Annotated in this window: 13 protein-coding genes; 8 read left to right on the forward strand and 5 right to left on the reverse strand. The window is 66.8% G+C overall.

What is annotated here, in order from left to right; genetic code table 11:
- Positions 1–944: 944 nt before the first annotated feature.
- The 3 genes from rpsT to mutM all read right to left on the reverse strand — a co-directional run bounded on the left by rpsT (position 945) and on the right by mutM (position 3,160).
- Positions 945–1,211 carry a 30S ribosomal protein S20 gene (rpsT, locus tag ACZ1A1_RS17770; protein ID WP_203317299.1) on the reverse strand — a complete coding sequence of 89 codons (267 nt, stop codon included), beginning with the start codon at positions 1,209–1,211 and terminating at the stop codon, positions 945–947.
- Between the two features lie 266 nt (positions 1,212–1,477).
- On the reverse strand, positions 1,478–2,251 hold the full coding sequence (locus ACZ1A1_RS17775; RefSeq protein WP_415213319.1) for an enoyl-CoA hydratase: 774 nt from the start codon (positions 2,249–2,251) through the stop codon (positions 1,478–1,480).
- Positions 2,252–2,269: 18 nt separating this feature from the next.
- Positions 2,270–3,160, reverse strand: a complete 891-nt coding sequence (mutM, locus tag ACZ1A1_RS17780) for a bifunctional DNA-formamidopyrimidine glycosylase/DNA-(apurinic or apyrimidinic site) lyase (RefSeq protein ID WP_463620954.1) — start codon at positions 3,158–3,160, stop codon at positions 2,270–2,272.
- A gap of 175 nt (positions 3,161–3,335) precedes the next feature.
- Here mutM and ubiE point away from each other — a divergent pair, with 175 nt between their 5' ends.
- From ubiE to coaBC, 4 genes are all read left to right on the forward strand, one after another.
- Positions 3,336–4,112 (forward strand): bifunctional demethylmenaquinone methyltransferase/2-methoxy-6-polyprenyl-1,4-benzoquinol methylase UbiE, encoded by a 777-nt coding sequence (gene ubiE, locus ACZ1A1_RS17785; protein WP_463620955.1) that lies wholly within the window; start codon positions 3,336–3,338, stop codon positions 4,110–4,112.
- Between the two features lie 37 nt (positions 4,113–4,149).
- Entirely contained in the window at positions 4,150–5,724 is a 1,575-nt protein-coding gene (ubiB, locus tag ACZ1A1_RS17790) for a 2-polyprenylphenol 6-hydroxylase (RefSeq protein WP_463620956.1), read from the forward strand.
- A 46-nt stretch (positions 5,725–5,770) separates the two neighbouring features.
- Entirely contained in the window at positions 5,771–6,574 is an 804-nt protein-coding gene (locus tag ACZ1A1_RS17795) for an ion channel (RefSeq protein WP_463620957.1), read from the forward strand.
- 86 nt (positions 6,575–6,660) lie between these two features.
- Positions 6,661–7,866 (forward strand): bifunctional phosphopantothenoylcysteine decarboxylase/phosphopantothenate--cysteine ligase CoaBC, encoded by a 1,206-nt coding sequence (gene coaBC, locus ACZ1A1_RS17800; protein ID WP_463620958.1) that lies wholly within the window; start codon positions 6,661–6,663, stop codon positions 7,864–7,866.
- Here coaBC and ACZ1A1_RS17805 read toward each other — a convergent pair.
- Positions 7,859–8,680, reverse strand: coding sequence for a class II glutamine amidotransferase (locus ACZ1A1_RS17805; RefSeq protein WP_234189039.1), 822 nt, complete (start codon positions 8,678–8,680; stop codon positions 7,859–7,861). The genes coaBC and ACZ1A1_RS17805 overlap by 8 nt on opposite strands.
- A 262-nt stretch (positions 8,681–8,942) precedes the next feature.
- Here ACZ1A1_RS17805 and ACZ1A1_RS17810 point away from each other — a divergent pair, with 262 nt between their 5' ends.
- From ACZ1A1_RS17810 to ACZ1A1_RS17825, 4 genes are all read left to right on the forward strand, one after another.
- Entirely contained in the window at positions 8,943–9,854 is a 912-nt protein-coding gene (locus ACZ1A1_RS17810; RefSeq protein ID WP_463620959.1) for a pirin family protein, read from the forward strand.
- A gap of 55 nt (positions 9,855–9,909) precedes the next feature.
- Positions 9,910–10,314 (forward strand): GFA family protein, encoded by a 405-nt coding sequence (locus ACZ1A1_RS17815; protein WP_463620960.1) that lies wholly within the window; start codon positions 9,910–9,912, stop codon positions 10,312–10,314.
- Between the two features lie 3 nt (positions 10,315–10,317).
- Positions 10,318–11,118 carry an AraC family transcriptional regulator gene (locus ACZ1A1_RS17820; RefSeq protein WP_463620961.1) on the forward strand — a complete coding sequence of 267 codons (801 nt, stop codon included), beginning with the start codon at positions 10,318–10,320 and terminating at the stop codon, positions 11,116–11,118.
- 76 nt (positions 11,119–11,194) lie between these two features.
- A complete protein-coding gene (locus ACZ1A1_RS17825) occupies positions 11,195–11,803 on the forward strand; it encodes a LysE family translocator (RefSeq protein ID WP_463620962.1) in 609 nt (202 codons plus the stop codon).
- 3 nt (positions 11,804–11,806) lie between these two features.
- Here the strand turns inward: ACZ1A1_RS17825 and thiD are convergent, their stop codons facing one another.
- A complete protein-coding gene (gene thiD / locus ACZ1A1_RS17830; RefSeq protein WP_463620963.1) occupies positions 11,807–12,610 on the reverse strand; it encodes a bifunctional hydroxymethylpyrimidine kinase/phosphomethylpyrimidine kinase in 804 nt (267 codons plus the stop codon).
- Positions 12,611–12,625 lie beyond the last annotated feature (15 nt).

Genomic DNA, 12,625 nt, shown 5'->3' on the forward strand with positions numbered 1-12,625 from the left:
TTGCGGGAGCGTTTGTCGTGCATTTTCCCCGTTTGCGAATGTACCAGCCGTCCTGGCCGTATTCATCTGCATCTTGCCGCCTTTCATGCTCAATTCGCCACGTCGGCATTGCTGCCGGCGCCTTTCATGTTTGCCGTCCCCCGGCCGTGCCGAGCCATCGCCCGGTCCGGGATCTGGTGCCCCGACTGCACCGGCCCCCTGCTCCGGCACAATCCCTGTTTGCCAAACACAAGTCGGTCCCGCCCGATCCGGCGTCATGCCGGATCCGCAGTCCCGTCTGTGGCCGCGCCGCTCACTCCCTCGTAGAGCGCCCGGCGGGCATGCCCCTCAATCATCCGACCGCTTTCGCGGCCTTCAACCGGCAAAACCGATGGTCGCAAAGACCCTTGCCAGCGCGCCGTGGGGCACCTGGGGCAAGCTCTGCCGATTGGATGATTTTACGAAGCGGAGCCGCTCCGTTACAGGGGACAAACAATCACCGCTGCCTCGTGAGGCAGTCTTGTCGGCGATCATTCTAAGGCTATCTCCGCGCCCCCTGTGGAAAGCATTTAGGCAGGATCAGGCACCAAGATCAATCACGAATTTTACGCAAAATTAAGGGGCGGGCGTTGACTCGGGATGCCGTTTTTGACTCGGAATCGCTCTCTCGGGGGAGAATCCATTACGAATCAATGGCTTTGTTTTCGGGTGGCTTTCGGGCGGCCCCGAAAACGAAAAAAATAAAAATTCGCTTGACTCCGGATGCTGTCAAACTCCCGCAACGAAAGGGCGAGCGGCGGGGGATAACCTCCCACAAGTAACTGAATTTAAATGATTTTTCTCGTCACTCTTTTGACACGATCGAGCCTTGCGGATTAACCATGGCCGGGCGCGAAAAGCAAAGAAAAAGCCCGGTGCGGGCACCGGGCTTTTACTAATATTGCATAGCTCTGTGGCGGGGCCGATCAGGCCGTCATCGCCTTCACGCGGCCGGCGAGGCGCGAAACCTTGCGGGAAGCCGTGTTGGAATGAAGGACGCCCTTGGTGGCGGCGCGCATCAGTTCCGGCTGGGCGGCCTTCAGGGCGGCGGCTGCAACAGCCTGATCGCCCGAGGCGATCGCCTCTTCGACCTTGCGGATGAAGTTGCGGACGCGCGAACGGCGCGACTTGTTGACTGCGGTGCGCGCGGCGATCTTGCGGGTCGCCTTCTTAGCCGAGGTGGTATTGGCCATGTATGCCTCTCTTCAGAAATCTGACACAAACTCCACCCTCGCCGTGCCGGGTCACTGCGACCTGTCATCAAAGCAATTCGGGAGCAATATCGGAAAACCTTGGAGTGCGGCTTTCCAAACTGTGGGCGGCGTATAGCCGGAAACCGCGATGGCGTCAACGCGGATTCTGCAAGAAACGCCGCGCGAAGGCGTGTCGCGACCCTTTGGATCGGCTGGCCACGCCTTCGCGCTCCGATTCCCGCATGCCGTCAGGCGGCAGCGCCCGCCTAGCGATGGCGGAAGGCGGGCTTCCTCTTCTCGATGAAGGCCGTCATGCCTTCCTTCTGGTCCTCAGTGGCGAAGAGCGCGTGGAACAGCCGACGCTCGGCGCGCATGCCTTCCGACAGCACCGTCTCATAGGCGCGGTTCACCGCCTCCTTGGCCATGATGGTCGAGGGCAGGGAGAAGCCGGCGATCTTCTCGGCCGCCGCCAGCGCCTCCTCCAGCAGTTTCTCCGGCGCCACCACGCGGGCAACGAGGCCCGAGCGCTCGGCCTCCGCCGCGTCCATCATGCGGCCGGTGAGGATGAGGTCCATCGCCTTCGACTTGCCGATCGCGCGCGTCAGGCGCTGGGTGCCGCCCATGCCGGGGATGACACCGAGCGTGATCTCCGGCTGGCCGAACTTCGCCGTCTCGGAGGCGATGATGAAATCGCACATCATGGCGACCTCGCAGCCGCCGCCGAGCGCAAAGCCGCTGACGGCCGCGATCATCGGCTTGCGGAAGGCCGCCACCTCGTCCCAGCCGGCGGCAAGGTCCTCGACCATCGCCTCGGCGAAGCCGTAGGGCTGCATCTCCTTGATGTCGGCCCCGGCGGCGAAGGCCTTTTCCGAGCCGGTGAGGACGACCGCGCCGATGCCGGCGTCGGCCTCGAAGCCGGCGAGCACGCCCCTCAGCTCGTCGAGAAGCTGGCGGTTCAGCGCGTTCAGCGCCTGCGGCCGGTTGAGCGTGACGAGGCCGACGCGTCCGCGCGTCTCGACCAGCAGGGTTTCATGGGCCATGTTTCTCTCCTCTTCCTATTATTTCTGGCAGGCGGCACAGTGGAAGGTCGACCGGCCACTTTGCACGATGCGGCCGATTGTGCCCGTGCAGCCCGGCGTGCGGCAAGGCTCCTTCTCGCGGTCATAGACGGAAAAGGAGTGCTGGAAATAGCCGAGCGAGCCATCGGCGCGGATATGGTCGCGCAGGGTCGAGCCGCCGGCCTCGATGGCATCGGCGATGACCTGGCGGATCGCCTCGGTCAGCGCCACGAGTTCCTTCTTCGGCTTGCCGGCCGCCGTCACCAGCGTTCCGGCCAGCCGCTCCGGCGAAAGATGGGCGCGCCACAGCGCCTCGCAGACATAGATATTGCCGAGGCCGGCAATGTTCTTCTGGTCGAGCAGCGCCGCCTTCAGCGGCGTCTGGCGACCGCGGAACTTTGCCGCGATATAGTCGGCGTCGAGCGTGTTGCCGGTCGGCTCCTCGCCGAGGTCTCGGAAGAAGGGGTGGGCGGCAAGGTCCTCGCGGCGGGCGAGGTCCATGAAACCGAAGCGGCGCGGGTCGTTGTAGACGACGCGGCGCTCGCCGTCCGCCGTCTCCAGATGGAAGACGACATGGTCGTGGCGCGTGTCCTTGCTGCGCGGCATATGGAAGTCGCCGGGCGTCTCCGCCTCCGGCGTGCCCTCCACCCGGAACGAGCCGGACATGCCGAGATGGGCGATGACGACGTCGCCGCCTTCAAGATCGATCAGCAGATATTTCGCGCGGCGGCCGAGCGAGACGACGCGGCGACCTTGAAGCGCTTCGGAGAAGGCAGGCGGGAAGGGAAAGCGCAGGTCCGGGCGGCGCAATTCCGCGCGGCGGATGCGCGCTCCTTCCATGACGGGCGCAAGGCCGCGCCTGACCGTTTCCACTTCCGGCAATTCCGGCATCCCGTTCTCCTTGAAGACGATTTAACCTTGAGCGCATTTGCCGCGGTCCGGCATTTCCCTCCCGGCCATCAATGTCCTATATACCCGGCGAAGCGTTCAGATAGCGCGGCCAAAGCCAATTCGCTATGGTCTTGGCAGCATTACGGCTGCGACAGACCGGCCCATGGAGAAGACGATGACCGAACAGCGCACATCCGCAGACGGCGGCATGGAAACCTCCTACGGCTTCCGCGAGGTTTCGCAGGGCGAAAAGCAGGCGCTCGTCAACGACGTGTTCCACAAGGTCGCCAAGCGCTACGACATCATGAACGACGTCATGTCCGCCGGCCTGCACCGGGCCTGGAAGGACGCGATGATCGCGAGCCTCAACCCGCGCAAGGACGCATCCTACAAGGTGCTGGATGTCGCCGGCGGCACTGGCGACATCGCCTTCCGCATCGTGGAAGCGTCCGACCGTCTCGCCCATGCGACCGTCCTCGACATCAACGGCTCGATGCTCGCCGTCGGCGCCGACCGCGCGGCGAAGAAGGGGCTTTCGGCCAATCTCGACTTCGTCGAGGCCAATGCCGAGGAACTGCCCTTCGAGGCCGGCACCTTCGACGCCTATACGATCGCCTTCGGCATCCGCAACGTGCCGCGCATCGACGTGGCGCTGTCCGAAGCCTACCGCGTGCTGAAGCGCGGCGGGCGGCTGCTCGTGCTGGAATTCTCCGAGGTGGAGATGCCGCTTCTCGACAAGTTTTATGACACCTGGTCGTTCAAGGCGATCCCGCAGTTCGGCAAGATGATCACGGGCGATGCCGAGCCCTACCAGTATCTCGTGGAATCGATCCGCAAGTTCCCCAACCAGGAGGATTTCGCGGCGATGATCCGCAAGGCCGGCTTCTCTCGCGTGTCCTATACCAACTATACCGGCGGCATCGCGGCGCTGCATTCGGGCTGGAAGCTCTGAGCATGATCCTCTTCCCGGCCAAGAACGGCCTTTCCGCATGAGCGTCATCGGCGCCTATCTTCGCCTCGCCCGCGTGGGCTGGGTCCTCGTGCGCGAGGGCGTCGTCTCGGCGCTGCCGACCGAGGGCATGCCGACGCTTGCCCGCACCGCCCATGCCTTTGCCGGCCTCTTCGAGCGGCGCAAGGCTGCCAAGGGCGGGCGCGGCGACAACCTTGCCCGCGCCATCGAGCGCCTCGGCCCCTCCTATGTGAAGATGGGCCAGTTCCTGGCGACCCGTCCCGACGTCGTCGGCGCGGAAATCGCCGTCGAGCTTTCGGCCCTGCAGGACCGCATGGCGACCTTCCCGAAGGAAGCGGCCGTCGCCACGGTGGAAGGCTCGCTCGGCCGGCCGCTCGACGATCTCTATGTGAGCTTCGGCGACCCCATCGCCGCCGCCTCCATCGCGCAGGTCCATCCCGCGACGGTGCGCGACGGAAACGGCGAGCGGAAGGTCGCGGTGAAGGTCATCCGCCCCGGCGTGCGCCAGCGTTTCGCCCATGACCTCGAGGCCATGTATGCGGCCTCGCGCCTGCAGGAAAAGATCCTGCCCAACACGCGACGGCTCAAGCCCGTCGAGGTGACGCGGACGCTGGAGCAGACGACCAAGGTCGAGATGGACCTTCGGCTGGAGGCCGCCGCCCTTTCCGAACTCGGCGAGAACACCAAGGACGATCCCGGCTTCCGCGTGCCGGCGGTCGACTGGGAGCGCACCGGCCGCGACGTCGTCACCATGGAATGGATCGACGGCATCAAGATGTCCGACGTCGAGGGGCTGCGCGCCGCCGGCCACGACCTCGACAGGCTCGCCGACACGCTGATCCAGTCCTTCCTGCGCCACACGCTGCGCGACGGCTTCTTCCATGCCGACATGCACCAGGGCAACCTCTTCGTCGATCCTGACGGCGTCATCGTCGCGGTCGACATGGGCATCGTCGGGCGGCTCGGCAGGAAGGAGCGCCGCTTCCTCGCGGAAATCCTCTACGGCTTCATCACGCGCGACTACCAGCGCGTTGCCGACGTGCATTTCGAGGCCGGCTACGTGCCCTCGCACCACGATACGGCGAGCTTCGCGCAGGCGATCCGTGCCATCGGCGAGCCGATCCACGGCCAGCCGGCCGAGACGATCTCGATGGCCAAGCTCCTGACGCTGCTCTTCGAGGTGACGGAGCTCTTCGACATGGAGACCCGCACCGAACTGGTCATGCTGCAGAAGACCATGGTGGTGGTGGAGGGCGTGTCGCGCACGCTCAACCCGCGCTTCAACATGTGGAAGGCCTCCGAGGGGGTCGTCGGCGACTGGATCCGCGACAATCTCGGCCCGAAGCGCCTTCTCGCCGACCTGCGCGACGGCGCGCATGCCGCGCTCAGGCTCGCAGAGGCCGCGCCGGAGATCGCCGCCAAGGCGGAGAAGTTCTCGCAGGACCTCACCGCCATGGCGGAAAAGGGCCTGCGTTTCGACGCGGAGACGGCGGAAGCCATCGGCCGCTCCGAGGCGCGGCACAGCCGCTCCGGCCGTCTCGCGCTCTGGGTGATCGCCGCCACGCTCGTCTATATCGCCTGGAAGCTGGCCTGAGCCGGCTCCGCTTGACCAGCGCCGGCCGGGCGCTAGTCTCTCCTCCATGACAGACGAGCCCCTGAGCGATACCGAACCGCAACCCTTCATCGAAAGGCTGCGCCGGCAGTTGCGCGGGCTCTATTTCGGGCGCGACCGGGAGGCGATCCGCTTCCAGGTGGCGATGCTGCTGCTGGACATCGCCATCCTCGTCTTCTTCGTCACCGGCCCCTATCTGCGCGCCGGCTCGACCTATGTCATCGTCGATTATCTCATCGCGGCGGTCATCGCCTTCGAGCTTTGCGCGCGGGCGCTGATCGCGCCGAACCTGCGCTACTGGCTGCTGCGGCCGATGACCTGGGTGGATATCGTCATCCTCGGCACGCTGCTCGTTCCGAGCCACCTCCACAATTTCGCGTTCCTGCGCGTCCTGCGCATCTGGGCGATCAGCCAGAGCAAGCTGGTGACGCTGATGCTGTACCGCACGGGCAACGGCGACAAGGAGGACATCATCCAGGCCTGCGCCAATTTCCTCGTCTTCCTCTTCCTCGTCGCCGGTTTCGTCTACAGCAATTTCTTCTACGGCGCGGAGGGCTTCGCCGGCTTCGTCGACGCGCTCTATTTCACGGTGGCGACCGTCACCACCACGGGCTTCGGCGATATCGTGCTGCCCGGCACGCTCGGCAAGCTCACCGCCATCGTCACCATGATCATCGGCATCTCGCTCTTCGTGCGGCTCGCGCAGGCGATCGTCAGGCCCTACAAGGTGACCTTCCCCTGCCCGCAATGCGGCCTTTCCCGCCACGATGCGGACGCCGTGCACTGCAAGGCCTGCGGCCATGTGCTCAACATTCCCGACGAGGGGGCCTGAGCCGAAACGGCTTGGAAAAGCGCTTTCAAAGGGATAGGAGGATTTGACGGCCTTCGGGCCTGCCATGCGCCTTACGAGGATCCGCCATGTCGCTTGCAGGAAAACGCATCCTCCTCGTCATCTCCGGCGGCATCGCCGCCTACAAGAGCCTCGACCTCATCCGGCGCCTTCGCGAACGCGGCGCGGAGGTGCGGCCGGTCATGACGGCGGGCGCGCGCGAATTCGTGACGCCGCTCGCCGTCGGCGCGCTCTCCTCGGGCCATGTCTATACCGATCTCTTCTCCCGCGAGGACGAGCAGGATGTCGGCCATATCCGCCTTGCGCGCGACTGCGACCTCATCGTCGTCGCGCCGGCGACCGCCGACCTGATGGCGAAGATGGCGAACGGCCTTGCCGACGACCTCGCCTCGACCGTCCTGCTCGCCACCGACCGGCCCGTTCTCGTCGCGCCCGCGATGAACCCGAAGATGTGGTCGCATGCCGCTACGCGCCGCAATGTCGAGACGCTGCGCCGCGACGGCCTCTCCTTCGTCGGCCCCAATGCCGGCGAGATGGCGGAGGGCGGCGAGGCGGGCCTCGGCCGCATGGCCGAGCCGCTGGAAATCGTCGCCGCGGCGGAAGACCTGCTCGACGGCGGCAGGAAGCCGCTCGCCGGCCGCAGGGCCGTGGTCACGTCAGGCCCGACGCATGAGCCCATCGACCCGGTGCGCTACATCGCCAACCGCTCCTCTGGCCGGCAGGGCCACGCCATCGCCGCCGCCCTCGCAAAGCTTGGCGCGGACGTGACGCTCGTCTCCGGCCCGGTGACGCTGCCCGATCCGCGCGGTGTGAAGGTGATCAGGGTCGAGCGGGCGGAGGAGATGCTTGCAGCCGTTCTCGGCGCGCTGCCGGCCGATATCGCCGTCATGGTCGCCGCCGTCGCGGACTGGCGGGTGGCGACGGCGAACACGGAGAAGATCAAGAAGAAGCCGGGCGAAGGCCCGCCGCCGCTGATGCTGGCGGAGAACCCGGATATCCTGAAGACGGTTGGCCACCACGCGCAGCGGCCGAAGGTCGTCGTCGGCTTTGCCGCCGAGACGCAGGATGTCGAGGACAACGGCCGGACGAAGCTTCAGAAGAAAGGTGCGGACCTCATCGTCGCCAACGATGTCTCGCCCGAGACCGGCATCATGGGCGGCATGCGCAACAGCGTAAAGCTGATCACCGCCGCCGGCATCGAAGAGTGGCCGGATCTATCCAAGGACGAGGTCGCCGGGCGCCTTGCCGGCTGGATCGCCGAACGGCTCAGCTGACGAGGGCGAGCCCCGCATCCATCGTGCTCGCCGGCCGGCCGGCGGGCGAGAAGATGCGCACGTCCACCCCGTTTTCCCCGAGCACGACGGCGCTGCCGTCGGGGATTTCCACCCAGGCTTCCGTGTCGTCGTTCAGCGGCTCGGAGACGAGGCAATAGCCGCCCGTCTCGCCCATCGGCGCGGCGTAGAGCGTGGGGGCCGCATAATCCGTCGCGTAGCGCACGGCATAGAGCTGCCTGCCGTCGGAAAAGGCCGCGGTGAAGCGCACCAGCACCTTGCGCTCCAGATGCGCGGCAAGGCGCTCGACGAAGGCGATGGCCTCGGCCATGGCACCGAGCGGATCGCGCTCCAGGCCGAATTGCAGCGCCAGCAGGAACAGCAGCTCCGAATCCGTCGAGCCGGTGCGGGCATTGTAGAGGTCGTTGTCGAGCATGGTTTCGAGCGGGCGGCGCAGGTGCTCGAAATCAGCGATCTGGCCATTGTGCATGAAGGTCCAGATGCCGTGGACGAAGGGATGGCAGTTGTCGCGCCGCGTGCCGCCGCCGGTCGATGCGCGCACATGGGCGAGGAAAAGCGGCGAGCGGACCTGCCGGGCGATGCTCCTGAGGTTGCAGTCCGACCAGGCAGGCAGGATATCGCGATAGCGGCCGGGCTCCGGGCGGTCGCCGTACCAGGCGATGCCGAAGCCGTCGCCGTTGGTGGCCGTCTTGGCGCGGGTGGCACAGTGGGATTGCTCGATCAGCGAATGGGCGGGTGAGGACACCAGTTCCTCGAGAAAAAGCGGCTCTCCGCGATAGGCTGCCCAACGGCACATGATGCTATTCCCGCTCTGAGAGGACCGGCGCGACCCGCTGACGGCCGCGACGCATTAACCATGGCATAGGCCGGATTCTCAATGGAAATGGGTAATAATGCGTTAACGAAAGTAAATGGCGCGGGCCATGCGTGCCATTGCGAGACCGGCGACCTACAGAAAAGCCGATCTTGTGAACACTGCGTTTCGATCCGGCCCGATTTCGTGAACAATGGCGGAGGCGTATAAGGGCTCCAAGCAACCCAGTCGAAAGGACCTCGCAATGTCCATACGCCCCGTGAAACACGAAAGCATCGCCCGCCCCGCCATGGAAGGCGCCGGCGTCAGGCTGCACCGGGTCTTCGGTTTCGGCGATCCATCGATGACCGACCCCTTCCTGATGATGGACGATTTCCGCAACGACGATCCCGAGGATTACGTTCGCGGCTTCCCCTGGCATCCGCATCGCGGCATCGAGACCATCACCTATGTGCTGGCCGGCTCCGTCGAGCATGGCGACAGCCTCGGCAATCATGGCGTGATGGGCGCCGGCGACGTGCAATGGATGACCGCCGGCAGCGGCATCCTGCACCAGGAAATGCCGCGCGGCGATTTCGCCGGCAGGATGCACGGCTTCCAGCTCTGGGCCAACCTGCCCTCGTCGCTGAAGATGACCGCGCCACGCTACCAGGATATCAAGTCCGCCGACATTCCCGTGGTCGTCGACGACGACGGCACGGCCGCGCGCGTCATCGCCGGCAGCTTCTGGGGCAGGACAGGTCCGGTCGACGGCATCGCCGCCGAGCCGGTCTATCTCGACATCTCCGTGCCGCCCGGCAAGACGAAGCGGCTGCCGGTCGATACCTATCGCTCGGCCTTCGCCTATATCTTCGCCGGCTCCGGCACGTTCCGCGACGCCTCCAAGCCCTTCGGCGTGAAGGTGGAGAAGGAATACCAGGGCGAGGAGCTGAACATCCGCGACCTTTCCGGCAACCGCACGCTGGTCGTCTTCGACACGGGTGACGAGGTAACGGTGCAGGCCGGCGAGAACGGCATCCGCTTCCTCCTCGTCTCGGGCAAGCCGATCCAGGAGCCGGTCGCATGGCACGGCCCCATCGTGATGAACACGCAGGAAGAGCTGCAGCAGGCGATGCGCGAGCTTCGCAACGGCACCTTCATCAGGCCGGCGCATTGACGCGAGGCCAAAGGCCCCTATCCTTCCGCCGTATCCTGCGGCGGAGGGAGTTTTCATGCGGATCGACGGGCAATGCCATTGCGGCTTCGTGACCTATGAGGCGGAGATCGACCCGGGCGAGATCCTGATCTGCCATTGCACGGATTGCCAGCGGCTGACCGGCTCGCCCTATCGCGTCACCGCCATCGTGCCCGAAACGGCCGTGCGGCTCACCGGCAACCCGCCGAAGCTCTACACCAAGACCGCCGAGAACGGCCGCCTGCGGCTGCAATATTTCTGCCCGGAATGCGGCTCGCCGCTCTTCACCACCGGCACCGGGGAGGACGCGAAGACCTGGGGCATCCGCTGGGGCAGCATCAACCAGCGCGCCGGGCTGAAGCCGACACGGCAGTTCTGGTGCAGGTCCGCCGCCGATTGGGTCGGCGAGACCGCGGCGCTTCCCGTCGTGCCGGGGGACTGAACCGTGGCGGCCGGGCGCTTCCAGCTTTTCAGCACAAGCATTGCCGGCGTAGAGGCCGTCTTCGCCGACAGCCGGCATTCCTTCGCCCGCCACAGCCATGACGCCTATGGCGTCGGCGTCATCGAGCGGGGCGCGCAGAGATCGGCCAGCGGGCGCGGCATGGTCGAGGCCGGGGCCGGCCATACGATCACCGTCAATCCCGGCGAGGTGCATGACGGCGCGCCGATCGGCGATGCGCCGCGCGCCTGGCGCATGCTCTACATGCAGCCCGCCGTCGTCGCGGCCGCGGCGCGGGACATTTTCGAAGGCCGCCCGCGCGGGGAATTCCATGCGCCGGTGCTGGAGGACGGGCGGATTGCCGGGCTCGTCTCGGCAACGCTCGCCGCGCTGATGGATCGCGCCGCCGCGCCGCTTGCGGCGGAAGAGCGGCTTTTCCTGCTGCTCGCCGCGCTCCTGCGCGAGGAGACGCCCCGCCCCGACGGCATGGCCCTGCCGGCCGTGGCCCGCGCCCGCGAACGGCTCGACAACGACCCGGCCGCCGCTGTCAGCCTCGAAACGCTTGCCGCCGGATGCGGCATCGGGCGCTTCCGGCTGGTGCGCGATTTCGCCCGCGCCACGGGCCTGACGCCCCATGCCTACCAGCTCCAGCGGCGCACCGAGCTTGCCCGCCGGCTGGTCGCCGCCGGCACGCCGCTTGCCGAGGCGGCCATGGACGCGGGCTTTGCCGACCAGAGCCACATGACGCGCAACTTCACGCGGCGCTACGGCTATACGCCGGGCGCCCTGCGCGCCGCCCGCGCCTGACCGCCCGCAATTTCGTTCAAGACGGGGACCCGGCCTCCGGTGTCTCCTGCCGCTTCCAAGCCGCATGGAGCCCGTCATGACCGCTGAATTCCTGATCACCTCGCTCGTCGTCATCCTGCTTCCGGGCACGGGGGTGATCTATACGCTGGCGCTCGGCATCAGCGGCGGCCTGCGCGCCGGCCTGCTCGCCGCCTTCGGCTGCACGCTCGGTATCGTGCCGCATATCCTCGCCAGCGTCGCCGGCCTTGCCGCCGTGCTGCATGCGAGCGCCCTCGCCTTCGAGGTGCTGCGAACTATCGGTGTCGCCTACCTGCTTTTTATCGCCTGGAGCCTGCTGAAGGAGAGCGGGACGCTCGATCCCGGAGCGGAGCCGGTGGAAAAGGCGCTGCGCATCGTGCGCAAGGCCATTCTCACGAACATCCTCAATCCGAAGCTCTCGCTGTTCTTCCTCGCCTTCCTGCCGCAGTTCGTTCCCGCGAATGCAGCCGGCGCCACCGCGCGGATGCTCTTGCTCGGCGGCGTCTTCATGGGGCTGACCTTCCTCGTCTTCGCCGTCTATGCCGCGCTTGCGGCCGGCCTGCGCGAGCAGGTGCTGAGCCGGCCGAGGATCATGGCCTGGACGCAGCGGGGCTTTGCCGCCGCCCTCGGCGTGATGGGCCTCAGGCTCGCGCTGGCGGACCGCTGAGGATCAGGTCCAGAGCGCATGGAAATGATGGAGCGGCCCGTGGCCGGCGCCGACCGACAGCGCATCCGAGGATCGCACCGCGCCGGCGATGAAGCTCTTCGCCGCCGCCACGGCATCGGCAAGCGGCCTGCCCTTGCCGATTTCAGCGGCGATGGCGCTCGACAGCGAGCAGCCTGTGCCGTGGGTGTTGCGCGTCAGCACCCGCACGCCCTCGTACCAGCGCAGCCCGCCCGGCGTCGCCAGCACGTCCGGGCTTTCGCCGCCCGGCAGGTGCCCGCCCTTCAGCAGCACCGCCTTGGGGCCGAACGCGAGCAGACGCGTCGCCTGCCCTTCCATGGCGGCCCGGTCGGCGGCCTCCGGCTCCCCGAGGAGCGCTGCCGCCTCCGGCAGGTTCGGCGTCAGCACCGTCGCGAGCGGCAGGAGGCGGCGGGTCAGCGCGTCGACGGCCGCCTCGGCCAACAAGGACGCTCCGCCCTTGGCGACCATGACCGGATCGAGCACGACGGGCGTGCCGCGATGGGGGAGAAGCGCATCCGCCACCGCCCCGGCGATCTCCGCCGAGGCGATCATGCCGATCTTCACGGCATCGACACGGACATCGCCGAACACATCCGCAATCTGCGCCGCGACGAAGGCCGGCGGCACGAGATGCACACCGGAGACGCCCTGCGTGTTCTGCGCCGTCAGCGCGGTCAGCACGGCCATGCCGTAGGTGCCGCGGGCGGCGAAGGTCTTGAGATCGGCCTGGATGCCGGCCCCGCCCGACGGGTCGGAGCCCGCGATCGAGAGAATGTTTGCGATGGCCATTTCGCCTCCTTGGGG

The organism is Shinella sp. R2-11, assembly GCF_055330205.1.

What these genes read in the sequence shown, in the direction of transcription:
- ACZ1A1_RS17825 (WP_463620962.1), top strand. Translation starts at nt 11,195, where the DNA reads ATGACCGCTGAATTCCTGATCACCTCGCTCGTCGTCATCCTGCTTCCG.
- coaBC (WP_463620958.1), top strand. Translation starts at nt 6,661, where the DNA reads ATGTCGCTTGCAGGAAAACGCATCCTCCTCGTCATCTCCGGCGGCATC.
- ACZ1A1_RS17795 (WP_463620957.1), top strand. Translation starts at nt 5,771, where the DNA reads ATGACAGACGAGCCCCTGAGCGATACCGAACCGCAACCCTTCATCGAA.
- rpsT (WP_203317299.1), bottom strand. Translation starts at nt 1,211, where the DNA reads ATGGCCAATACCACCTCGGCTAAGAAGGCGACCCGCAAGATCGCCGCG.
- ACZ1A1_RS17815 (WP_463620960.1), top strand. Translation starts at nt 9,910, where the DNA reads ATGCGGATCGACGGGCAATGCCATTGCGGCTTCGTGACCTATGAGGCG.
- thiD (WP_463620963.1), bottom strand. Translation starts at nt 12,610, where the DNA reads ATGGCCATCGCAAACATTCTCTCGATCGCGGGCTCCGACCCGTCGGGC.
- ubiB (WP_463620956.1), top strand. Translation starts at nt 4,150, where the DNA reads ATGAGCGTCATCGGCGCCTATCTTCGCCTCGCCCGCGTGGGCTGGGTC.
- ACZ1A1_RS17805 (WP_234189039.1), bottom strand. Translation starts at nt 8,680, where the DNA reads ATGTGCCGTTGGGCAGCCTATCGCGGAGAGCCGCTTTTTCTCGAGGAA.
- ACZ1A1_RS17775 (WP_415213319.1), bottom strand. Translation starts at nt 2,251, where the DNA reads ATGGCCCATGAAACCCTGCTGGTCGAGACGCGCGGACGCGTCGGCCTC.
- mutM (WP_463620954.1), bottom strand. Translation starts at nt 3,160, where the DNA reads ATGCCGGAATTGCCGGAAGTGGAAACGGTCAGGCGCGGCCTTGCGCCC.
- ubiE (WP_463620955.1), top strand. Translation starts at nt 3,336, where the DNA reads ATGACCGAACAGCGCACATCCGCAGACGGCGGCATGGAAACCTCCTAC.
- ACZ1A1_RS17810 (WP_463620959.1), top strand. Translation starts at nt 8,943, where the DNA reads ATGTCCATACGCCCCGTGAAACACGAAAGCATCGCCCGCCCCGCCATG.